This window comes from Streptomyces sp. NPDC002643 (assembly GCF_053592555.1).
Window position 1 is genome coordinate 138,009 of record NZ_JBSFVY010000004.1, and the last position, 22,915, is coordinate 160,923.

Annotated in this window: 16 protein-coding genes; 10 read left to right on the forward strand and 6 right to left on the reverse strand. The window is 69.1% G+C overall.

Features of this window, described 5'->3' with window-relative positions; translation table 11 throughout:
- Window positions 1-74: 74 nt before the first annotated feature.
- The 4 genes from ACWD4G_RS07600 to ACWD4G_RS07615 form a co-directional block, all read right to left on the reverse strand.
- Window positions 75-1,343 carry an alginate lyase family protein gene (locus ACWD4G_RS07600; protein ID WP_451291288.1) on the reverse strand — a complete coding sequence of 423 codons (1,269 nt, stop codon included), beginning with the start codon at window positions 1,341-1,343 and terminating at the stop codon, window positions 75-77.
- A gap of 155 nt (window positions 1,344-1,498) precedes the next feature.
- On the reverse strand, window positions 1,499-4,324 hold the full coding sequence (locus ACWD4G_RS07605; protein ID WP_451291289.1) for a glycoside hydrolase family 2 TIM barrel-domain containing protein: 2,826 nt from the start codon (window positions 4,322-4,324) through the stop codon (window positions 1,499-1,501).
- The gene (locus tag ACWD4G_RS07610) at window positions 4,321-5,841 is read right to left on the reverse strand and encodes an endo-polygalacturonase (protein WP_451291290.1); all 1,521 of its coding nucleotides are present in this window, start codon (window positions 5,839-5,841) and stop codon (window positions 4,321-4,323) included. The genes ACWD4G_RS07605 and ACWD4G_RS07610 overlap by 4 nt, the downstream gene beginning before the upstream one ends.
- A 53-nt stretch (window positions 5,842-5,894) precedes the next feature.
- Entirely contained in the window at window positions 5,895-7,391 is a 1,497-nt protein-coding gene (locus tag ACWD4G_RS07615; RefSeq protein WP_451291291.1) for an alpha-N-arabinofuranosidase, read from the reverse strand.
- Between the two features lie 561 nt (window positions 7,392-7,952).
- Between ACWD4G_RS07615 and ACWD4G_RS07620 the strand changes: the two genes are divergently transcribed.
- The 9 genes from ACWD4G_RS07620 to ACWD4G_RS07660 all read left to right on the forward strand — a co-directional run bounded on the left by ACWD4G_RS07620 (window position 7,953) and on the right by ACWD4G_RS07660 (window position 19,103).
- Window positions 7,953-9,296, forward strand: coding sequence for an extracellular solute-binding protein (locus ACWD4G_RS07620; RefSeq protein WP_451291292.1), 1,344 nt, complete (start codon window positions 7,953-7,955; stop codon window positions 9,294-9,296).
- Complete coding sequence (locus tag ACWD4G_RS07625) at window positions 9,293-10,321, forward strand: carbohydrate ABC transporter permease (protein ID WP_451291293.1); 1,029 nt, start codon at window positions 9,293-9,295, stop codon at window positions 10,319-10,321. Before ACWD4G_RS07620 ends, ACWD4G_RS07625 begins: the two co-directional genes overlap by 4 nt.
- The gene (locus tag ACWD4G_RS07630; protein ID WP_194083118.1) at window positions 10,321-11,142 is read left to right on the forward strand and encodes a carbohydrate ABC transporter permease; all 822 of its coding nucleotides are present in this window, start codon (window positions 10,321-10,323) and stop codon (window positions 11,140-11,142) included. Before ACWD4G_RS07625 ends, ACWD4G_RS07630 begins: the two co-directional genes overlap by 1 nt.
- Before the next feature lie 16 nt (window positions 11,143-11,158).
- Window positions 11,159-13,171, forward strand: a complete 2,013-nt coding sequence (locus ACWD4G_RS07635; protein ID WP_451291294.1) for a beta-galactosidase — start codon at window positions 11,159-11,161, stop codon at window positions 13,169-13,171.
- A 220-nt stretch (window positions 13,172-13,391) separates the two neighbouring features.
- Window positions 13,392-14,825: a glycoside hydrolase family 43 protein gene (locus tag ACWD4G_RS07640; protein WP_451291295.1), complete on the forward strand. Its 1,434-nt coding sequence runs from the start codon at window positions 13,392-13,394 to the stop codon at window positions 14,823-14,825.
- A gap of 816 nt (window positions 14,826-15,641) precedes the next feature.
- Window positions 15,642-16,271, forward strand: coding sequence for a TetR/AcrR family transcriptional regulator (locus ACWD4G_RS07645; protein WP_451291296.1), 630 nt, complete (start codon window positions 15,642-15,644; stop codon window positions 16,269-16,271).
- Between the two features lie 142 nt (window positions 16,272-16,413).
- The gene (locus tag ACWD4G_RS07650; protein ID WP_451291297.1) at window positions 16,414-16,794 is read left to right on the forward strand and encodes an FAD-dependent oxidoreductase; all 381 of its coding nucleotides are present in this window, start codon (window positions 16,414-16,416) and stop codon (window positions 16,792-16,794) included.
- Entirely contained in the window at window positions 16,791-17,612 is an 822-nt protein-coding gene (locus tag ACWD4G_RS07655; RefSeq protein ID WP_451291298.1) for an FAD-dependent monooxygenase, read from the forward strand. Before ACWD4G_RS07650 ends, ACWD4G_RS07655 begins: the two co-directional genes overlap by 4 nt.
- A gap of 279 nt (window positions 17,613-17,891) precedes the next feature.
- Window positions 17,892-19,103: a cytochrome P450 gene (locus ACWD4G_RS07660; RefSeq protein WP_451291299.1), complete on the forward strand. Its 1,212-nt coding sequence runs from the start codon at window positions 17,892-17,894 to the stop codon at window positions 19,101-19,103.
- Here the strand turns inward: ACWD4G_RS07660 and ACWD4G_RS07665 are convergent.
- Window positions 19,078-19,896, reverse strand: a complete 819-nt coding sequence (locus ACWD4G_RS07665; RefSeq protein ID WP_451291300.1) for an SDR family NAD(P)-dependent oxidoreductase — start codon at window positions 19,894-19,896, stop codon at window positions 19,078-19,080. The two genes, ACWD4G_RS07660 and ACWD4G_RS07665, sit on opposite strands and share 26 nt — an antisense overlap.
- Before the next feature lie 255 nt (window positions 19,897-20,151).
- Here ACWD4G_RS07665 and ACWD4G_RS07670 point away from each other — a divergent pair, with 255 nt between their 5' ends.
- The gene (locus ACWD4G_RS07670; RefSeq protein ID WP_451291677.1) at window positions 20,152-20,490 is read left to right on the forward strand and encodes an alpha/beta fold hydrolase; all 339 of its coding nucleotides are present in this window, start codon (window positions 20,152-20,154) and stop codon (window positions 20,488-20,490) included.
- Here the strand turns inward: ACWD4G_RS07670 and ACWD4G_RS07675 are convergent.
- Entirely contained in the window at window positions 20,376-22,802 is a 2,427-nt protein-coding gene (locus tag ACWD4G_RS07675) for a SpoIIE family protein phosphatase (protein ID WP_451291301.1), read from the reverse strand. The genes ACWD4G_RS07670 and ACWD4G_RS07675 overlap by 115 nt on opposite strands.
- Window positions 22,803-22,915 lie beyond the last annotated feature (113 nt).

A 22,915-nucleotide genomic window follows, 5' to 3' on the forward strand; every position in this document is an offset into this window, starting at 1 on the left:
CCAGCTCTCGGCGACTCCCGCGTGGGTGGTCGGTGGATGGGAGGGCGGCCCCGGGAGACGGGGCCGCCCCGGGCCTACTTGGCGTACATCAGCTGACCGAAGCCGAGCTGGTCGTAGCCGCCGCTGGTGGAGCCGTAGTCGCCGCCTCCGCCCTCGATGCCGACGAGGTCGTTGGACATGGACCAGATGTACGGGTCGTCGAGCTTCTTGATCCGGTTGTAGTGGTAGTGGATCATCGCCCACACCGGGCGGACGTGACCCCGGCCGCTGGAGGAGATGACGGTCTGCTCGTTGGAGGCGCAGTTGGTGCCGCTGCCCCAGCTGTAGGTGGTGTAGGGCACGTCGAGGCCGAGGTTGTACTTGGCGACGTACTGGGCGGCCTTGAAGAATCTGTTGTTGTCGTAGCCGTACAGGTCGACGCCCTGGTTGTAGGCCATCTCGCAGATCACTGCCATCTGGCCCATTCCCATGACGCTGTGGGGCTGGTCGCGGCCGGACTCCTGCCACTGGCCGAGCGCGTAGCCGTCGTCGTCGGTGTAGAGGTACGGGATGGCGTGCCCGATGGCGCCGTTGCCCGCGCCGCTCTGGAAGTAGGTGACGGCCTCGTCGAACTTGTCGCCGTCCTCGCAGAGGATGGCGGTGGCCATGATCGACGCGATGTTGCACAGGTCCCAGTTGGCCCAGTAGTGCGTGATGCAGGTGAAGTTGTGGTCCCGCAGGAAGCCGTGGTTGATGGGGTAGAAGACGTTCAGCATCATCTGCTGGAAGGCTTCGAGGTCGAATCCGCTGTAGTCGCGCAGTAGTTCGCCCACGTTGGCGAACTGCCAGCCCTGGAGGCCGGCGACCAGGATCCCGTCGGTGCTGCCCGTGATCGTGGTCAGGGTGCTCGACCAGGCGTTGCAGATGGCTGCGGCGCAGTCGGCGTGGGCGGTGTCGCCGGTGATCAGCCAGCGCAGGGTGTTCTGGTAGGCGGCGGCGATGTCGTTGTAGAGGATCGTGTAGTTGTTGGAGGTTCCGGTGCCGCGGTAGACGACGGACTGGGGGTTGGCCGTCCAGGTCGACGCCGAGTGGGCGTTGGCGGTCAGCCGCTGCCAGCCCGAGTACCAGGGCTCGGCGTATGCGGCCACCTTGACCTTGGCGCGGTTGATGTCACCGGGGTGGTGTATGCCCCCGGGGTGGTTCCAGACGGTCGGCGCGGCGGCGACGGGCCGTGCGGCGGCGGCGCCGAGCGCTCCGGCCAGGGCCAGACCGCCGCCGAGGCGCAGGACGCCGCGGCGGCTTGGGCCGGTGGGACGGGGGTGGGGTGTGCCCGGGGTGAGTGGGGGGAGGTCGTTGCGGCTCATAGGGATGTACGACTCCAATCGAACGGGCCCGAACGGCTCTGATCGGGCGCGAGACCGACGTGGTCGAACTGCTGTGCCGAAGGCAGGGGCTGTCGTGGGGGGTGTCCGCCCGTCGCGGACGACTCGTGGCGGGCGAACCTCCTGCTGCTCGGCGATCACCTGCCGGAGGTCTCCGAGAAGGTGACGGTGAGGGCGGCGGACCGGGCGGTCAGCCGGTACGGCGGCAGGACGCGGGGGCCGCACGCGGCGGACCCCAGTCCGTGCTGGGCGAGGTCGATGTTCACGTGAACGGCGTCTCCGGGGCGGAGTTCGTCGGTGTGCCGGGCCGTGTCCAGGTCCTCGCTGGTCCAGCGCCGGGCGGTCAGGTGGAAGGTGGGTTCACCGGTGACGCGCAGCCCGCCGTACGGGCCGGTGAGCTCCGCCCAGCGGACGTCGGCCCGGCTGCCGTTCTCCTGGGGGAAGACGTACGGCGTCTGGAGGGCGTCGACGGTGGCGCTGTGACGGCCGAGGCGTGCGGCGAGACGGCTGTCGGGATAGGCCTCGTCCGGCCCCAGCCCGTACCAGGTCACGTGGTCGATCCAGGCGGGGAGGGCGAGCCGCAGGCCGAGCCGGGGCACGGGGACGTCCTGCCAGTCGCCGTCCGGCTCGATCTCGGCGGTGAGGCGGAGGCCCTCGTCGGTGGCCTGCCAGCGGTAGGTGGCGTACATACCGAGGTCGGTGGCGGCGGGGGCGACCCGGGTGCGTACGACCACCGCGTCGGACTCGGTGTCGATGCCGAGCAGGCGATGGTGCAGGCGGTCCAGGCCGGTGCGCCGCCAGGTGTCCGCCACAGGGGCGTGGCCGAGGCGGTCGTTGTCGGTCGGCGCCCGCCACAGGTCGAGTCGGGGGCCGGTGACGGGCAGGTCCCCGAGCCGGGTCAGGCGGCCGGTGCGGGGGTCGAACAGGGCGGGGTCCGGCCTGGACGCGCGGGTCGGTCGGCGCACCGGGACCGGCTCGGGGACCCGCTGGGCCCAGGCGATCTCGTGGCCCGCCGGTGCCCAGGGCTCGTCCTTGGCGAGGACGGCACGCACGGTGAGTACACCGGCGGTGTCCGCGGTGGGGCAGGGCAGACGGGCCGGAGGGGTGCCCGGGGGGAGGGCGGGCAGGGGCAGGGTCCCGGAGGAGGTCTGCTCGCCCTCCCGCTCCAGGGACCAGGGCAGGACCAGATGGGAGAGGTCCCGGAAGTCGTGGAGGTTCGCGATCTCGATGCCGTCCGGCGCCACGGTGATCCGGACCGGCTCGATCACCTTCTTGTACTCGGCCAGACCGGGCGAGGGGGTGCGGTCGGGAAACACCATCCCGTCGCAGACGAAGTTGCCGTCGTGCAGTTCCTCCCCGAAGTCGCCGCCATAGGCGAAGTGGCCGTCGTCGCGCAGGCCGTGGTCGATCCACTCCCACACGAAGCCGCCCATGCAGCGCTCGTACTTCTCGAACAGCTCCTGGTACTCGACGAGTCCGCCGGGACCGTTGCCCATGGCGTGGGCGTACTCGACGACGACGGCCGGCATGGCACGCCGCCGTGCGTCGGCCTCCGGGTCGTCGAGCGGCTCCTCCGCGCGGCGGCCGATGGCGTCCAGCTCCTCGTTCGAGGTGTACATCCGGCTGTAGACGTCGCTGTAGCGGCCGCCCCAGTCCTGCTCGTAGTGCACCGGCCGGTCCGGGTCGCGCTGCTTGACCCACTCCGCCATGGCCTGGAGGTTGCTGCCGTCACCTGCCTCGTTGCCCAGCGACCACATGACGATGCTGGGGTGGTTCTTGTCCCGCTCGACCGTCCGCCGTATGCGGTCCAGATACGCCTCCCGCCAGCGCGGGTCGTCGCTCGGGTTGCCCCGCCAGTCCCCGACGAGGGAGAAACCGTGGGTCTCCAGGTCGCACTCCAGCATGACCCACAGGCCCAGCTCGTCGCACAGCTCCAGGAACCGGCTGTCCGGCGGGTAGTGACTGGTGCGGACCGCGTTGATGTTGTGACGCTTCATCAGCACGATGTCCTCGCGCATGGTCGCCTCGTCGAGGACACGCCCGTGGTCGGGGTGGAACTCGTGCCGGTTCACCCCGCGCAGCAGCACCGGCCGGCCGTTGACCTTGAACACCCCGCCCTCGACGGAGACGGTACGGAAGCCGATCCGCAGCGGGATGGTCTCGCCGCCGGCACGCAGCTCACCGGCGTACAGCCGGGGGACCTCGGCCGACCAGGGCTCGACGGCCCCGATGTCGTAAAGCCCCTCGGCGGGGACGTCCCGCAGGCCCAGTTCCTCGACGGTCAGCCGGGCGGGTACGGACGTGTCGACGCGCAGGGTGCCACGGTCGGTGGTGTGGTCGAAGTCCGCGTGGACGAAGAAGTCGTCGAGCGCCCCCGCAGGACGGCCGAGGAGGGTGACGGACCGGAAGATCCCGGACAGCCACCACATGTCCTGGTCCTCCAGATAGCTGCCGGGCGACCACTGGTGGACCCGGACCGCGAGGACGTTGCGCCCCGGCCGGACGATCCCGGTGACGTCGAACTCGGTGGGCAGCCGGCTGCCGGTGGACCAGCCGAGTTCCTGCCCGTTGAGCCAGGCGGTGAAGGAGGAGTCCACCCCGTCGAAGCGCAGCACCGCTCCCAGGCCGTTCCACTCCTCGGGGAGGCCGAAGGCGCGCCGGTAGTCCCCGGTGGGGTTGTCGTCCGGGACGTACGGCGGATCGAGCGGGAAGGGGTAGGCGACGTTGGTGTAGACGGGGCTGCCGTGGCCGTACAGCTGCCAGTGGGCGGGGACGGGCAGTCGGTCCCATCCGGAGTCGTCGAGGTCCGGCCGCTCGACGCCCTCGGGTGCCTGGGCGGGCGACGCCGACAGCCGGAACCTCCAGTCGCCGTCCAGGACCAGCCGGGGGGCGTCCGAGCGGAACGCGGCCCGGGGGAGGCGTCGGCCTTCCCCGGGAGCGAAGGTGTTGAGCGGGCTGGTCATGACGCGGCGGCCGCCGCTGCCTCGGCCGTGGTCAGGAACTTCATGTTGATCACGTGCTCGTTGGCGTACCACTGCACGGTGTCGGTTGTGTAGTACCACCGGGGCTTGCGCATCGTGTCGGCGATGACGACGCCGTTGACCACGAGGTTCTCGAAGGTGACGTTCTTGATGGGGTGGTCGGCGTCGTAGCCGAGGAAGAGTGACGGGTTGGCGTGGGTGCCGGTGTAGGTGAGGTTCTTGATGTAGACGTCCTCGATGCCGCGGCCGACCGAGGTGTTGTACTTCGTGTTGTACATGACCCTGAAGTTGAGGAGCTGTCCCCAGCGGAAATCCTCGACCCGGACGTCCTCGACCCGGACGTTCTTGATCAGGTTGGAGTCGCCGGCGTTCAGCGAGATGCAGCCCTGGTAGTTCATCTGGGGCTCGCGGTGGTCGAGGATGTCGACGTTCTGGATGAGCAGGTTCTCGATCATCTCCGGGTCGTCGGAGTTGCCGTGTGTGCCGACGTTGATGGGGTGGGCGACGTCCGCCCACAGGGTGGCGTTCTTGATGGTGACGTTGCGAGTGTCGCCGTAGTAGGGATCCCGGTGGGCGTAGATGGAATGGCTGTCGTCGGCGGTGCGGGCGAAGCAGCCGTCGTAGGTGATGTCCGTGGAGCAGTAGACGGGGAAGCCGTCGCCCCACTGTCCCCACGTGAACACGCGGCCGTTCTTGACATGGACGTTCTGGGCTTCCCGGCAGCCCAGGCCCGCCCCGAGCATGATGATGTCCTTCACCCGCACGTTCTTGCTGCGCTCGATGTTCACGCCGCCGGCGGTTCTCGTCGGCATCAGCACGCCGTGGCCCTTGACGGTCACCTTCTCGGCGTCCTTGACGTCGATTCCCGCCTGGAGGACGGCGCCGCCCGCCAGATAGACGGTCTTGCCGCTGGGGACGGAGAGGAGGTCGCCGGTGACGGTGTGCACGCCGGGGCCGAAGTAGATGACGTCCGGGTCGTCGGCCGAGGGCGGGTTCGGGTCGATGCGGTTGGTGACGACGTGCAGGCAGTCGAAGACGTCGTCGTTGATCTGGACGACGACGTCCTTCGGCTCGTCGAGGGTGAACCGCAGGGTGTCGCCGAGGAGTTCGGGCGTGATGCCGTACGAGTCCGGGCGTACCCGGGCCTTGGTGGTGCCGCCCTTGAGGTAGGTGACCTCCAGCTCGACCGAGCCGCAGAAGTCGAAGTACGCCAGCGAGGAGTCGTAGACCTTGCCGGAGCCGGTGGTGGCGTTGATCTCCCTGCACCGTGGCTGGTAGATGTCGAGGCTCTGCCACTCGCCGTCGGGGGCCGTGCGTACCCGGACCTTGAAGCTGGCGGTGGTCGCCACGCCCGAGGGGCGGGGGTAGGTGACCAGTTTCGGCGCGGCGTTGTCCTCGTCGGCTCGGGCCGAGGTCGCCGTCAGGTTGGCCAGGCCGGTGGCGAGGGCGGCGGCTCCGGCGGCCTGGAGGGTTCTGCGACGGGTCAGGGGCGTGCTCATGTACGGCTCCTGTCAGGGTGAAGTGCGGCTGCGGGAAGAGGGATGACGGTTCGTCAGGTGAGCGGCGCGCGGACCGTGACGAACGAGTGGGGCGGCAGCGTGAGCGTGAGGCCCCGGTCGGTGGTCTTGAGATCGTCGAAGGGGCGGGGGCCGACCGTGTGCGGCGCCTCGGGGGTGTTGTGGTCCTGGATCCGGTCGGCGGTGAGGATGCGGGCGACCGGCTCGCCGACCGCGCGGCCGCGCAGGTCGAGGGTCAGCTCGGCCGGCTCCTCGGCGTGCAGGTTGGACAGCGAGATCAGTACCGCCCCGTCCTTGACGCTCGCGGAGGCGGACAGCAGGTCCGTCTCGGCGTCCTCGCCGCGCAGGTGCACGGCGAGTGAAGTGGCGTCCTGGTGGCCCTTGTTCATCTCGAAGACGTGGTAGGTCGGGGTGAGCACCAGCGCGTCGCCGTCGGTGAGGATCATCGCCTGGAGGACGTTGACGGTCTGGGCGATGTTGGCCATGTGCAGCCTGGCCGCGTGCTTGTGGAAGATGTCGAGGTGGACGCTCGCGACCAGCGCGTCCCGCAGGGTGTTCTGCTGGAACAGGAAACCCGGGTTGGTGCCCGGCTCGACGTCCCACCAGGTGCCCCACTCGTCCAGCACCAGGCCGACGGTGCGGCCGGGGTCGTAGACGTCCATGACCGTCGAGTGACCGGTGAGGATGCGGTCGATCTTCCGGGCCTTGACCATCGTCCGGTAGTAGTCGTCGGTGTCGAAGTCGGTCGCGCTGCCCTTCGTCTCCCAGGGGCCGGCCATCGTGTAGTAGTGCACGGACAGGCCCTGGAAGAAGTTCTTCGGGGTGGCCTCGCAGCCGAAGCAGCTGATCTGCTGCATCAGCGTCTCGGTCCACTTGTAGTCGTCGTCCGAGGCGCCGGAGGCGATGCGGTAGAGCTTGTTGTCGCCGTGGTCGCGGCAGTACGTGGCGTACTGGCGGGCCAGGTCGGCGGAGTACTCGGCGCGCATGTTGCCGCCGCAGCCCCAGGTCTCGTTGCCGATGCCCCAGTACGTCACCCGCCACGGCTCCTCGCGGCCGTTGGCCCTGCGCAGCCGCACCATCGGACTGTCGCCGTCACGGGTCAGGTACTCCACCCACTCGCTCATCTCCTGCACGGTGCCGGAGCCGACGTTGCCGCTGATGTAGGGCTCCGCACCGAGGAGTTCGCACAGGGCCATGAACTCGTGGGTGCCGAAGTGGTTGTTCTCCTCGACGTCGCCCCAGTGTGTATTGACCATGCTCGGCCGCTGCTCCCGGGGGCCGATGCCGTCCTTCCAGTGGTACTCGTCGGCGAAACAGCCGCCCGGCCAGCGCAGGTTGGGGATGTTCAGGGCGCGCAGGGCCTCGACGACGTCGAGCCTGATGCCTCCTTCGTTGGGGATCGGCGAGTCCTCCCCGACCCAGAAGCCGCCGTAGACGCAGCGGCCGAGGTGTTCGGCGAAGTGGCCGTAGAGATGGCGGCTGATCGTCGGGCCCTCGAGGTCGAGGTTGATCACCGCGGTGGCATCGGTCACGGAGGAACTCCTGCGGGGTGGGTTGGGTGGTGCGGAGGTGGGTGCGGGGGTGTCGAGGGAAAGCCGGCAAGGGTGGCGCGGCGGTTCCGTTTGCCACCACCTCGTTTGAGGCGGGCATGCGGACATGAGGGCGTAACAACCGTTTTCTTGTAGCGGTACAAAAAAGCTGCCACTCGGTGGACGGAAGAGTCAAGAGGGTTGCGTCAAGGTTTCCGTCGGCAGGCCCGGCGCCAGGAACTTACTCTTCTCATGAGGGCATTCCGCCCTCTTGACACCGTTCGGCGGCCAGTCCTACCGTTCGCCGAAGTCTTCCGGAACCGGTTTCCGCGGTCGGCGTTCTGGGGTGTGACGCCTACGGCCGAGGAACGGGACCGTGCGCGCCCGGCACATACCTGCCGACGAGTCCGGTTGCCCGCGTCGTCCGCCGTGACGAGGCGCCGAACGGCGCTACTTCCTGGCCTCCCCCTCTTCTCCCTCTTCCTTTGCTCGGTGCCCTCCTGCGCGAGCGGCGCCCACCTTGTGCGCATCCCTGTGCCCACATCGCCCGAAAGGCCCACAGCCATGCCCGTTTCGCCCAGAGGCTCCCTCGGCCGGCGCCGCTTCCTCACGGCCTCCGCCGGTGCTGCTGCCGCCACCCTGTCCGGTTGCGCCGCCTCCGTCGACTCCGGAAACGGATCGGGAGGCGGCGGGAAGACGATCACCGTCATGACGGTCGGCGAGGAGTGGGACGCGAAGACCAAGAAGAGCCTTGAGAAGACACTGGGCGTCACCATCCGGGTCATCACCTATGACGTCACCAAGCTCAACGCCCTGCTCTCCGCGAAGACGCCCCCCGACATGGTGCGCGGCGTCGGCGCGACGGACACGCCCTACTTCGCGGCGCGGGGACTGATGACGGATCTGGACCCGTACTTCGCCAAGAGCGAGCTGCTCAGGCCCTCGGACATTGCCCCGGCCAACGACGTGTGGCGCTACGACGGGAACAAGCAGGGAGCCGGCCCCCGCTACGGCCTCGCCAGGGACTACTCGCAGGACTGCATGTTCTGGTACCGCGCCGACATGTTCGAGGAGGCCGGACTCGAACTGCCCAGCGAGACCGAGCCCCTGTCCATGGACGAGTGGCTGGACCTCGGCAAGCGGCTGACCGCCCGCCGGCTCGGCAAGGTGAAGGTCTATGGCCTGAGCGCCAACGGCATGGGCGTCATGTCCCAGCTGATGTGGATGACGGCGTCGGCCGGCGGGAGCCTGTTCGCCGACGACACCGCCACCGTGGACTTCTCCTCGCCGGAGGCACGCAAGGCCCTTCAGTGGTACATGGACTACGCGAAGGCCGACATCGGCCCGAGCCTGGTCAACCCCAACCCGGACGGCTGGGACGGGCCGACCTACCAGGCCGGCCGGATGGCGATGAGCTGCAGCGGCTTCTGGTTCGGCTCGGTCATCGCCGGCGACGCCAAACTGTCCGAGGTCTCGCGGTTCGCGCCCGCGCCACAGCTGGGCAGCCACCGCGTCAGCCCCATCTTCAGCGGCACCGGTTTCTGGATCCCGAAGGACGCCAAGAACAAGGAGGAAGCCTGGAAGCTCTTCGAGCTGCACTTCGGCGGCGGACCCGCCAGGGAGCGGGCGGCGGCCGGCTGGGGCATGCCCCCGCTGAACTCGCTGCGCTCGAAGATGCCGCAGAAGACAGCGATGCAGAAGCAGGCGTACGCGGCCCAGATGAAGGAGTCGCCGTACTTCACGGTGCTGCCCGTCAGCCCGTACGCGCAGATGGACGCCCTCAACGGGATCCTCAGCAAGGTCCTGCCGGACGCGATCAAGTCCGACACATCGGTCGGCAAGGTGGCGGACGCGCTCAGCTCCCGTATGAACGAACAGCTCGCGCGGGGCAAGGAGCTGGTGCGGTGAGCACCGATCAGCTGACCGACCGGGGTGCGCCTGCCGCGGCACCCCCGCCACGGGTCCCGTCGGGCCCCCGCCGGGCGCCCGGGCTCCGCTCGCGGCGGATGCGCCGGGCCGGGGCGTTCTACGTGTTCACCGGCCCCTGGCTGCTGGGGTTCCTGGCGCTGACGGCCTACCCCCTGGGTTACGCGCTGTGGCTCAGCTTCACCAACTCCGACGGCCTGTCCTCCCACCCCCGCTTCGTGGGACTGGACAACTACCGGGAGGTCTTCACCGACCAGGACACCCTTGCCTCCCTGGCCCGCACCGGCCTGTTCACCGCCGTCACCGTGCCGCTGACGATCATCGCGGGGCTCTTCCTCGCGGTGCTGGTCAACCAGCCCATCCGGGCGCGCGGCCTGTTCCGGACGCTGATCTACCTGCCCGCCGTGGTGCCGCCGGTCGGTGCCGCCCTCACCTTCAAGCTGATCTTCGACCGTGACTCCGGCTCCGCCAACGGCCTGCTGGACATGTTCGGCGTCAACGGGGTGACGTGGCTGGCGGATCCGTACGCCCGCTACGTGCTGATCATGCTGACGCTGTGGGGCACCGGGAACGTCATGATCATCTCGCTGGCGGGGCTCCAGGACATTCCCAGGGAACTGCACGACGCGGCGCTGGTGGACGGCGCGAGCCAGTGGCAGTCCTTCACCCGGATCACCCTGCCGCTGCTCTCCCCCGTGCTGTTCTTCCAGGTGGTCACCGGCATCATCGCCACGCTGCAGACCTTCGCCCCGCTGCTCATCTCCCTCGACCCCACCCCTCAGGGCGTGTCGGCCGTACCGGAGAGCAACAACCTCATCATGATCAACGTCTTCACCCAGTACTTCGCCAACAGCCGCTACGGCTACGCCTCCGCCCTGCTGTGGGTGCTCTTCCTCTTCATCATGGCCGTCACCCTGCTCGTCTTCCGGCTCAGCAAGGGCGCGGTCTTCTACTCCGTGGACCCCGAAGAGAAAAAGGCCAAGTCCCGCACCCTCGGAGGCAAGTGATGGTCCTGGCCCGACGCAAAGTCGTCTACATGCTGCTGGTCGCGGTCCTCGTGCTGTTCCTGAGTCCCTTCGGCTGGCTCGTGATCACCGCGCTCAAGGCCCCCTCCGAACTGCGCGCCGTGCCCATCCACTGGTGGCCGCACCACCTGACAACGGAGAACTTCTCCCAGGCGCTGACCTTCTTCGACTACCTCGGCTACGCCCGCAACTCGCTGACCATCGCCGCCCTCTACTCGGTCCTGATCACGCTCGCCTCCGCCTGGGCCGGCTACGGCTTCGCCCGTCTCGACGCACCGGGCAAGCGGATCGTCTTCGGCCTCCTGCTGTCGACCATGATGATGCCGACGATCATCACCCTCATCCCGACCTATCTGCTGTTCGTCAAGGCGCACCTGGTCAACACCTACATCCCGTGGGTGCTGTGGGGGCTGTGCGGAGCCCCGTACCTGGTCTTCCTGTTCCGGCAGTTCTTCACCAACATGCCCAAGGAACTGGAGGAGGCGGCGATCGTCGACGGTTGCGGTCAGATCCGCGTCTTCTGGCGGATCTTCCTCCCGCAGTCCTGGCCGGTCATCGCCACCAGCCTGATCCTCTCCTTCAGCTGGAGCTGGGGCGACTACGTGGCGCCCGCCCTGTTGCTGGACGACGACCGCACCACCCTCGCGGTCAAGATCGCGACCGGCTATGTCAACGAACACGGAACCGGGCTCTACACGCTCGTCGCGGCGGGCGCCGTGATGTACATCGTGCCCGTCCTGATCCTCTTCCTGATCCTCCAGCGCGGCTTCATCGCCGGCACCGCCACGTCCGGACTCAAGTGAGACACAAGGGACTTCAGTGACCGCGAAACCCGAACTCTCCGTCCCCGGCATCGCCTACGGAGGCGACTACAACCCCGAGCAGTGGCCCGAGGAGGTCTGGGCCGAGGACATGCGCCTGATGCGCGAGGCCGGCGTGAACATCGTCAGCGTCGGCATCTTCTCCTGGGCCCTGCTGGAACCCTCCGAGGGCGTGTACGACTTCTCGCGCATGGACAAGATCCTGGACCTCCTCCACGAGAACGGCATCGCCGCCGACCTCGCCACCCCGACCGCGGCCCCGCCGGCGTGGTTCTCCCGCGCGCACCCGGAGGCGCTGCCGGTCGACGCCGACGGCCGCCGGCTGTCGTACGGGAGCCGGCAGACCTTCTGTCCGTCGAGCTCCGCCTACCGTCTGGCCGCCTCGCGCATCACGGGCAGGCTGGCGGAGCGGTACGCGGATCATCCGGCGGTGGCCCTGTGGCACGTCCACAACGAGTACGGCTGCCACAACAGGGCCTGCTACTGCGACACCAGCGCGAAGGCGTTCCGCCGCTGGCTCAGGGACAAGTACGACAGCGATCTGGAGGCGCTGAACCACGCCTGGGGCACCACCTTCTGGAGCCAGTGGTACTACGACTGGGACGAGATCCTGCCCCCGCGCGCGAGCGGCGCCGGCCCCAACCCGACCCACCTGCTGGACTGGCGCCGCTTCTGCTCGGACGAACTGCTGTCGCTGTACAAGGCGGAGCGGGACGTCCTGCGGGCGCTGGCCCCGCGCACCCCCGTGACGACCAACTTCATCGTGATGCGGGGCGCCGACCCGCTGGACTACTGGCGCTGGGCGCCGGAGCTGGACGTGGTGGCCAATGACCACTACCTCATGTCGGACGATCCCGAGCCCGAGATCGATCTCGCGCTCAGCGGCGATCTGATGCGCTCCCTGGCGGGCGGCCCCTGGTTCCTGATGGAGCACTCCACCGGGGCACTGAACTGGCAGCACGTCAACCGGGCGAAGAAGCCGGGCGAGTTGCGTCGCAACGCCTTGGCGCACGTGGCCCACGGCGCGGACGGCATCGCCTTCTTCCAGTGGCGGCAGTCGAGGGCGGGAGCCGAGCAGTGGCACTCGGCGATGGTCCCGCACGCGGGAACCGACAGTCAGATCTGGCGTGACGTGGTCCGGCTGGGAGCCGATCTCAAGGCGCTGGCGGAGGTGCGGGGGAGTGCCGGCACGGCCGAGGTGGCCATGGTCTGGGACTGGAACGCCCGCTGGGCCATGGAACTGCCTGCCCAGCCCAGCTCCGCACTCCGTTTCGAGGACCAGGTCCGTTCCTGGTACGAGCCGTTGTGGCGGTCGGGCGTGGCGGTGGACTTCGTGCGCCCGGACGCGGACCTGTCGTCGTACCGCCTGGTCCTGGTGCCGAGCCTGTACCTGGTCGGCGACGGGGGAGCGGCCAACCTCGTCGGTTTCGCGGAGCGGGGCGGCAGCCTGGCGGTGGGCTTCCACAGCGGGGCCGTGGACGAGAACTGCCATGTGCGGCTGGGGGGTTACCCGGGCGCCTTCCGGGAAGCGCTGGGCGTGCGGTCGGACGAGCTCTTCCCGTTGCAGCCCGAGGAGTCGGTGGCGTTGAGCGGGGGCGCTACGGGGGCGCTGTGGTCGGAGCGGGTGAGGCTGGAGGGCGCGGAGGCGGTGGTCTCGTACACCGAGGGGCCGCTGACGGGCGTACCGGCCGTCACACGGCACACGCACGGCGACGGCGTGGCCTGGTACGTGGCCACGAACCCGGACCCGGCCACCCTCGCGTCCCTGCTGACCAGGATTCGTACCGAGGCGGGCGTGGCGGCGGTGCGCACGGCACCGGAGGGGGTGGAGGTGGTGCTCCGCCGGTCTCCGGACGCGGACTATCTCTTCCTGATCGACCACGCGGGAAACGGCGCGGAGGTGACCGTCGCCGAGGACGCGGTCGAACTCCTGACGGGCAAACCCGCGCCCGGTTCGGTGACGCTGGCGCCGGGGGAGATCGCGGTGGTGCGCGAACCACGCCGGGGCTGACGGCGAGGACTGGTTCGGTCACACGGTTCTCTCTGGCATGTCGGAGGTATTGACGCACCGAACGCCACACCCCTAACGTCTGTCCGACCTTACGGACATTGTCCGAAAAGTCGAACAACGGGTGTGTGTCGAGCGGGAATTGGGAGAACCGTGAGAGCCCCTCCGCCGGCAGCTCCACCCTCAATCACTCGTGGGACCCGCAGATAGACAGGAAACGCACATGTCCGCGCTTCTCTCCCGGCTGACGGCGATATGGATCGCCGCCTGCCTCCTCTTCACCGGCCAGGTCCTGACCGCACCGCAGCGGGCCGCCGCAGCCGACCCGGGCTATCTGATGACGCACTTCATCGGGGAGGGGGCGACCGGCCAGCAGATCTACTTCTCGCACAGCACGGACGGCCTGAACTGGACGGATCTCAACGGCGGCGGGATGGCCCTGCGTTCCACGGTGGGTACGCGCGGCGTGCGCGACCCCTCCCTGGTGCGCTCTCCGGACGGTGACCGGTACTGGATCATCGCGACCGATCTGTGCATCGGCTGCGGGCAGTCGTGGGACGCCGCTGTGTACAACGGCAGCCGCAAGCTCGTGGTGTGGGAGTCGCGGGACCTGGTCACCTGGTCGCAGCCGTGGCTGCTGAACGTCGCCGGTGCGATCCCCGACGGACGCAACGCGTGGGCCCCGGAGGCTATCTGGGACCCGGAGACGGGCGACTACGTCCTGTACTGGGCGACGAACGCGACCCTGAACGGCGTTCTGAAGCACCGCATCTACTACGCCCGCACCGGCGACTTCCGCACGACCACCACCCCGCAGCTCTACATCGACCGCCCCGGCACCCAGAACATCATCGACACCCAGATCGTCGAAGTGCCGTCCGGTGTCGGCGACTACCGCTACGTGCGGGCCTCCGGTGACGGCCAGATCACGATCGAGGGCAGCGACTCGATCCTCGGCACCTGGACCAGTCTCGGCAACCTCTCCGGCATCGGCCTGACCGGCTCGCAGGTCGAGGGCCCGATGTGGATGAAGTTCCGCGACCGCAACGAGTGGTCCCTGTACCTCGACCAGTACTCCACCGGCGGCGGATACATGCCGGTCCTGACGACCGACCCTTCCGCCCCCGCCGGCTACCGGCTCCCGGCGTCCGGAAGCTACGACCTGGGCGGGACGACCAAGCGGCACGGGTCGATCCTTACCCTGACGGCCGCCGAGGACAGTCGCGTGCTCGCGCGCTGGCCCGACACCGCGGTCAGCCGGCTCCAGTCCTACAACTTCCAGGACCGCTACGTCCGGCACACCGGCTTCGACGTGCGCATCGACCCGAACGTCAGCCCCGCCGAGGACGCCCAGTTCAGGGTCAGGACCGGCCTGGTGGGCTCCGGCACCGTCTCCTTCGAGTCGGTGAACTACCCCGGGTACTTCCTGCGGCACTCCGGATTCGACTTCCAGCTCGCCTACAACGACGGCACCGCTCAGTTCGCGGCGGACGCCACCTTCCGCCAGGTAACGGGGCTCGCCGACACGTCCTGGTCGTCGTTCCAGTCGTACAACTATCCCGGCCGGTACATCCGTCACTACGGGTTCCAGCTGAGGCTCGACCCGGTCACCACCGCCACGGAACGTGCCGATGCCACCTTCCGCGTGACCGGCTGAACCGAGGGAGGACAGCGTCGGCCTGCCGGAGTGCGGCCCGCACTCCGGCAGGCCGACGACACACCATCCGACGTCGCGGCCGTTGGGCAGGCTCACATCGTGCTCACCACGCACTACCTGGAAGAGGCGCAGACGCTGTGCGGCCGGATCGGAGTGCTGAACCGGGGCAAGGTCACGGCCGACGGTTCGCCCGAGATCCTGCGCTCGGAGTCAGGCCCAAGCGGTCGTGACGATCCAACTCAGCGGGAATGCCGACGCCGTCGCCGAGGCGGCTCGTTTGGTGCCCGCAGTTGTCAGGGTCGAGCAGCACGGCGACACCTTGCGGCTCTACACCCACAAGCCAGACGGTCTCATCAGAGAAGCCGTGTTTCTTGCCGAGTCCGCCGGCCTGTATGTGATGTCCGCGACTACTGCGGCTCCGACTCTGGACTCGGTGCTCCGCGCCCTGACGAGCAACCCCCGGTCGGCTGGCGCCCTGAGATGATCATGGAGTGAGCAGTCGTCCGACCGGTCTGGTCGGGTTCTCGCCGGGCGCAGAAGGTTCCGCGGAACCGCAGGAGCGCATCCCGTGACTCAGGGCGTTGTGGCGAAGGGAGTCCCTGTTCGATGAGCAGGGGCTTCTTCGTGTGCGGGGCATGATCGCGACGAGTAAGGGGCAGGCAGCGGGCGGCTTGTTGTTGATCGAGGAGGGCGCGATGCCGGCCACGGGGTGATCACGCAGGCAGGGTCGGTGACTGCGGGCCGTGCGGGGTCGGCTGTCTGCGACAATGGATATATGGCCGAATCCCGTTCCGTGACGTGTGACAGTGCCGCGCCGTGGGCTCTGCCAGCGTCGTTGAGGGACTGCTGACGATGCCCCGGATCACTGCGGCCAGCGTTGCCGAGCACCGGGACCAGACGATGACCCGCTTGCTCGATGCGTTCGAAGCGGCACTGGAGGAAGAGGAGTTCGCCGAGCTGACTCTCGCAGGTGTCGCTGAGCGGGCGGGTATCGCCCGCAACACGGTCTACAACTATGCGAAAGACAAGCAGGCGTTGCTCGTCGCCACTGTGAGGCGGGCCATGCTCGCCGTGATGGCGGATCTCGACGCGCAGGCGGAGGCGGGCATCAGCGCTGAGGAACAGTTGCTCGCCGTCATCGACCGCCTGCTGGCGGACTTCTCCGGCGGGGCTCCGCGGCTGCTGGTCCTGCAGGCTCTGCAGGGTTCGTTGGACGCCGTGCCCGGCGGGGCTGAGGTACCGCGTCTGGACTCCCGCCTTGAGGGCATCGTGCGTCGTGGCATCGCGACGGGTGAGTTCCGGCCGTGCGGCGATGTCGCGTTGACGGTCGCGATGATGGCGGGTGCGGCGGAGGCCGCGGTACGGGCTCTCAGCCGCGGTGACCGGTCCTTGGCGCATGTCGCGCGTGAGGTGAAGGCCGTGGTTCTGCGCGTCGTTCGGGCCTGATCCGACTCCTCTGCCCCGAGCGATTCGTCCGATGTGTCTGATCGTCGAGATCCCTTCACGCTCTTTTTGCGACGCGTCGTCGTAATGTTTGCGACGCAGCGTCGTATTGTTTATGGCGCGACGTCATAAAAGGAGATGCTTGATGACACCCCCCACCTCAGGCACCACAGGCCGAGCGCTGGTCGTCGGCGCGGGAATCTCGGGCATGGCGGCCGCCATCCGGCTGCGACAGGCAGGCTGGCAACCGGTGATCGTGGAGCGGTCACCGCAGCGTCGGACCGGCGGCTATTTCATCGGGCTGTACCCGGGCGGCAGGAACGCCGCCAAGAGCATGGGCCTTTACGAGCACATCCACACCCGCACCCGGCCCCGGCGCGTACGTGGGAAGTCGACTCGTACGGCAACCGCACGCGCGGCTTCGGCATTGTTGAGCACCGGGACCGTCCGGACGCCGTACTGCGCGGTGACGTCGAGGAAGCCCTGTGGGGTCGCCTGGACGGCATCCCGGTCAGGTTCGGCGTGAGTCCGGCCAGGATCGACGAGCGTGCGGACGGTGTCACTGTCCGGTTGCGCGACATCGCCACCGACAGCCTGTCCGAAGAGCGCTTCGACCTCGTCGTCGGTGCGGACGGGCTCCGCTCGACGGTCCGGTCCCTGGTCTTCGGCGAGCACAAGCGGTTCATGAAGCCGATGAACGCCATCATCTGCGCCTTCCAGCTCCAGGAGCAGGTGCCTCACTTCGCCCCTCGCGACGGCGTGCTCCTGGCCGAGCCCGGACGGTCCCTGTGGGTTTTCGGGCTCGAGGACAGAGCGCCGACGGCCCTGTTCACCTATCGCACCAAGGACGAGGACGGTCAGTTCACCCGCCCGCCGCGCGAGGTACTGCGTGACCGGTACGCGGATGTGGCGCACGCGGAGCCGATCCGGCACGCCCTGGAACAGCTGGACCAGGCCCCGGACCTGCTCTTCGACTCGGTACACCAGGTCAAGATGGCCTCGTGGCACACCCGTCGGGTCGTGCTGCTGGGCGACGCCGCATGGTGCATCTCCCTGTACTCGGGCCAGGGCGCCGCAGTGGGTCTCCTCGGCGCCGACATGCTGGGGCGGATGATCGAGAAGCACCCCGGCGACCTCACCGAGGCGCTCGCCGAATGGGAGCGGGAACTGCGTCCGTTCGTGCGCAGGCAGCAGCTCGCGGCACGCATCAAAGGACACATCTTCGTGCCCGGCAACAGGTGCATCGCACAGGTGCGCCGCCGACTGCTGCGGTGGGGAGGCAAGAAGCTATCTCGCTCGCAAACGGTGGCGGCTGCCGTGCCGGCGAGCAGCGGGGCTGTGTGAGCAAGGAGCCGTCGCGGTCCGCATTGCTGCGTGCGTTCGAAAGGCGACGTCGCCCGCCCGCGCGATGTGCTCGCCGCGTGGCGGGAGATGCCGAGGCGCTGGCGCCCGCGCTGTGGGTCGTTCACCGGCGGTGCCGTCTGCGGCGGGATACGCGACCTTCCCCGTGAAGTCCTCCGTCGGACGATCTCAAGCACGCCTGCGGCACCGTCCGAGCGACCCCAGGAACGTATGGGCACCGACTGCCGATCGAGTTACCGGAAAGATCACCAAAGGAGAGCCATGAGTGTTGCCGCCGAACGTCCGCAGTTACCTTTCCCGCGACCGAACATCCTCGATCTCGCACCTCTGTACGAGGTGCTGCGCCGTCAGGCGCCGATCACGCTGGTCTCCGCACCGACCGGAGATCCCGTCTGGCTTGTCACACGCTTCGAGGAGGTTCGTGACCTGCTCGGCGACAAGCGGCTCGGCCGCTCCCATCCCGAGCCCGAGCGGGCGTCACGCGTGACGCCCGCCGCGGTACAGGACGGACCTACGGGCAGCTACGAAACCGAGGCGGCCGACCACACGCGGATACGTCGGCTGCTGACCCCGGCTTTCTCGGCCAAGCGGATGCGGATGCTCTCCGATTACGTGCAGGAACTGACCGACGGCTGTATCGACCAACTGCTCGTCGAGCACGCCGACGCACCCGACGGCGTCGTCGACCTGCACGCCGGGCTGGCCTTCCCGCTGCCGGTCGCGGTCATCTGCCGACTGCTCGGCGTGCCCGAGAGCGACCACGCTTACTTCTCTTCCTTGTCGGAGCGCATGGCCAACTACGCCATCGGCGAGGACGCCCACCGGGCACGAAACGAGTTCGGCCACTACATGGCCGCTCTCGCCGAGACCAAACGCGCGCAGCCGGGCGAGGACGTGATCTCCGACCTCGTCCGTGCCCAGAGCGCCGACCCGGACTTCGAGTACGCCGACATGGTCCGGTTCTGTGTCGGGCTGCTGTTCGCCGGGCACGAGACCACGGTCAACCGCATCGGCCTGGGCACGCTCTTCCTGCTCACCCGCCGGGAGCAGTGGCAGACGCTGACCGCCGAGCCCGCCGGCCGGGTCAACGCCACCGTCGAGGAGATCATGCGCATGGGCGCGCCCGGTGACCTCGGTCTGCTGCGCTACGCCCACACCGACCTCGACGTCTCCGGCGTCACCATCCACCGCGGCGACGCCCTGATCCTTTCGGTCAACTCCGCCAACCGCGACGCATCCGTCTACACCGACGCCGAAACCTTCAACCCCGCCCGCCCGGAACGCGGCCACCTCGGATTCGGCCACGGCGCGCACTTCTGCATCGGCTCGAACCTGGCCCGTGTCGAGCTGCGCACGGTGTTCGCCACCCTGGCCCGCCGCCTGCCCGGTCTACGGCTCGCCAAGGCACTCGACGAGTTGGAGGTGCGCACCACCCTCACCGGTGGTGTCACCGAACTTCCCGTGACCTGGTGAGCACACACCCCGAGAAGTTGTCCGCCGGACGGCGCAAACCTGCCGCGCCCTGCGCCGCCGTCTTGATCAGATCCTTGACGCCCTTGAGCATCTCGCCCATGCCCTGCGACCGCGGCACGTTGCGGAAGAGGTTCGTCATGGCGGTGCCCGGAGAGGCCGCGTTGACGCTGATCCCGTCGTCGGCCCAGCGGGCGGCAGCGCCGACGGCGAAGAGGATGTTGGCGGTCTTCGACTGGCCGTAGGCGAGCATCGGGTCGTACGGCCGGAAGGCGAAGTGGAGGTCGTCGAGGACGACCGGCGACGACAGGTGCATGCTGGAGCTGACCGAGACGACCCGGGCGTCCCCGGCGGCCGTGAGGGCCCCGTGCAGGCCCACCGCGAGCGCGAAGTGCCCCAGGTGGTTGACGGCGAACTGCTTCTCCCAGCCCTCCGGCGTCAGCTCCCGTTCCGGCAGCGCCATCACGCCCGCGTTGTTGACGAGGATGTGCAGGGGGCCGTCCCAGTCGGCGGTGAAGGCGGCGACCGACGCCCGGTCGGCCAGCTCCAGTCGCGCGACCTGGACGTCCTTGTTGCCGGTGTCGGCGGTGATGTCCGCGGCGGCCCGCTCGCCCGCCGCCGGGTCACGGACCGCGAGGGTGACCTCGGCGCCGGCGGCCGCGAGGGCTCGGGCGGTCTCGACCCCGAGCCCGGAGGAGCCGCCGGTGATGACCGCCCGCCTTCCGGTCAGGTCGACCCCGGCGGTGACCTCGGCGGCGGTGGAACGGAGTCCGAACGGTGTGCTGATGCGCGTCATGCCTGCAACGGTCGACGACCGCCGACGCGGTTACCCAGTGCCCTGCCGACCCTGGGAGCGACAGGACCAGGCTCGGCGACGCCCGCGGGCCGATCCGACCGGCTGCCGGGCTGCCGCGCGGTGCGCGGGACCCCTGCTTCGCGGAGCCGGCAGCAGGCGGTGGAGCCGACAGCTGGCAAGGGGTGTCACGATGGCCGTTTCGCCCGGAACGACGACGTACGGATCTTCCACGCCGACGAGGGCTCGGGGCCGGCGGTGCTGCTGCACGGCTGGGCCTGCGGCTCCCACGACTGGAGTCGGCAGATACCCGGCCTCCTGACGCACGGGTACCGGGTGATCGCCCTCGACCATCGCGGGCACGGCCGTTCGTCGGCACCGCGCGGCGACTATCCCGCAGACCCTCGCCGACGACGCCGCGGCCCTGCTCGACGCGCTGGGCACCGGACCCGTCGTGGTGGTGGGCCACTCCATGAGCAGGCTCATCGCGTGGGGACCTGTTCCGCCCAGATGGTTTTGCCCTCCGTGGTTTGGCGGGTGCCCCAGGCCGCTGTGAGCTGGGCGACCAGGAGCAGGCCGCGGCCGCCTTCGTCGTAGGTGCGGGCGCGGCGCATGTGGGGGGCGGTGCCGCTGGCGTCGGAGACTTCGCAGATGAGGTTGCGGTCGTGGATCAGACGCAGCTGTATGGGGGGTTCGCCGTATCGGATGGCGTTGGTGACGAGTTCGCTGACGACCAGTTCGGTGACGAAGGCGGCGTCGTCCAGTCCCCAGGTCGCCAGCTGGGCGGTCGCGTTCTTCCGGGCTTGGGCGACGGCGACGGGGTCCGCGGGTATGTCCCAGGTGGCGACGCGGTCGGTGTCCAGGGCTTTGGTACGGGCGATGAGCAGGGCGATGTCGTCGGAGGGGCGGTCGGGCAGCAGGGCGGCCAGAACCGCGTCGCACAGGTCGTCCAGCGGGGCTGACGGTCGGGTGAGGGCCTGGCGGAGCAGGGACTGGCCTGCGTCGACGTCCTGCTCGCGGGATTCGATCAACCCGTCGGTGTAGAGGGCGAGGAGGCTGCCCTCGGGCAGTTCGATGTCGGTCGCTTCGAAGGGGAGTCCGCCAAGTCCCAGTGGGGGGCCGATGGGGAGGTCGAGCAGTGTCGCGGTGCCGTCGGGGGTGACCAGGACGGGTGCCGGGTGTCCGGCGAGGGCGATCGTGCAGTGGCGGGACACCGGGTCGTACACGGCATACAGGCAGGTCGCGCCGACATCTCCCGTGGTCTCCGTGCCGGGGCCGGGCCGCGGGGCGTCCTTGGCGTCGGTGGACAGGCGGGCGACGAGGTCGTCGAGGTGGGTGAGCAGTTCGTCGGGGGGCAGGTCGATGTCGGCGAGGGTGAGTACGGCGGTGCGCAGCCGCCCCATGGTGGCGGAGGCGTGGATGCCGTGGCCGACGACATCGCCGACGACGAGTGCGACCCTGGCGCCGGAGAGCGGAATGACGTCGAACCAGTCCCCGCCCACCCCGGCCTGGGCGCCGGCGGGCAGGTAGCGGGAGGCGATCTCCATGGCGGCCTGTTCGGGCAGTTCCTGGGGCAGCAGGTTGCGCTGGAGGGTGACCGCAGTGGCACGTTGGCGGGTGTAGCGGCGGGCGTTGTCGATGCAGACCGCCGCTCTGGCGGCCAGCTCCTCGGCCAGCACCAGGTCGTCCTCGCGGAACACCTCGGGATGCCGGTGGCGGACGAAGACGACCACGCCCAGGGTGGTGCCGCGGGCGGTCAGGGGCACGGTGATCGCCGAGTGGATGCCGAAGTCGCGGACCCGCGCGGCCCGAGAGGGATCGCGGGCCGCCCATTCGGCGAACGCGAGGTCGGTGGGGTCGGTCACGTGGTGCAGCAAGGCACGCCCCGACCTGAGGGTCAGGACCGGTGGGGAGCCTTCCGGATAGTTGTCCACCTGGCCCGGAGCGACGACCGCCTCGGGAGTCCCCCGATGCACGGACCGGTGGGCGACGCGCCGCAGGGGGATGGGGCCGTGTGGCGCGCCCGTTCCCGGGGGCGGGTCGTGCGCGCCGTCGAGGGAGGGGAGCAGGTCGACGCTGACGAAGTCGGCGAATTCCGGGACGGCCACGTCCGCCAGCTCCTGAGCCGTCCGTGCCACGTCGAGGGTGCTGCCGATCCGCGTACTGGCATCCGCGAGCAGCGCGAGCCGCTTACGGGCCCAGTACTGCTCGGTCACGTCATGAGTGGCCATACCCACGCCCCGCACACGGCCGTCCTCGTCCTTCAGCGGGGTGACGAAGACCGACCAGGCGTGCTCACGGCTCTCGCCGGGGGCGGTCCCGTACATCTCGATTTTCTGCGGCTCACCGGTCTCCAGCGCCCGCCGCATGAACCGCTCGATCCTGTCCACCTCCGGATCGTTCACCAACTCCGAAAGGCGCAGGCCGCGCATCTCCTCCTCGGCGAGCCCAAGGCTGCGATGCTGGGCCGCGTTGGCCCGGCGAAGGCGCAGCCCGGTGTCGTACAGCGCCATGAGGCAGCCCGCGACCTGCTCGTGGTTCCGGTCCACGAGCAGGTCGTCGTCGGGTCGGGATTGCGCCCCTCCCAGCGCGGACACGAGAAACCAGCCCCGGGCCCTTCTGTGCGCGAGGACCCTGGCCTCCAAGCGGTGGCCGTCGCGGTGCCGCAGGGCGACCCGGCCGTTCCACCTGGGCAGCTGCGCGAGGGACCGCATCTCAGCCTCATCGACCCTCTCGGCCAGCAGGCCGGACGCGGGCCGTCCTACGACCTGCGCGGGCGAGTACCCCAGCAATGCCTCGGCTCCCGCATTCCACCCGGTCACGATGGCGTGCTCATCGATGGTGACGTTCGCGCTGAGCGCCTCGTCGAAGACGTCCTTGGACGCCCCCGGCACCTTGTCGGTGGCCATACGCCCTCCACGGTTGCGTCTCGCCCTGGTGGAGATCTCCGCCGCTCCCGGCGTGTGACGCCGGGACTCGCGCACCCAGCCAAACGGATATTATGAGCGCATTATCCTTCTTT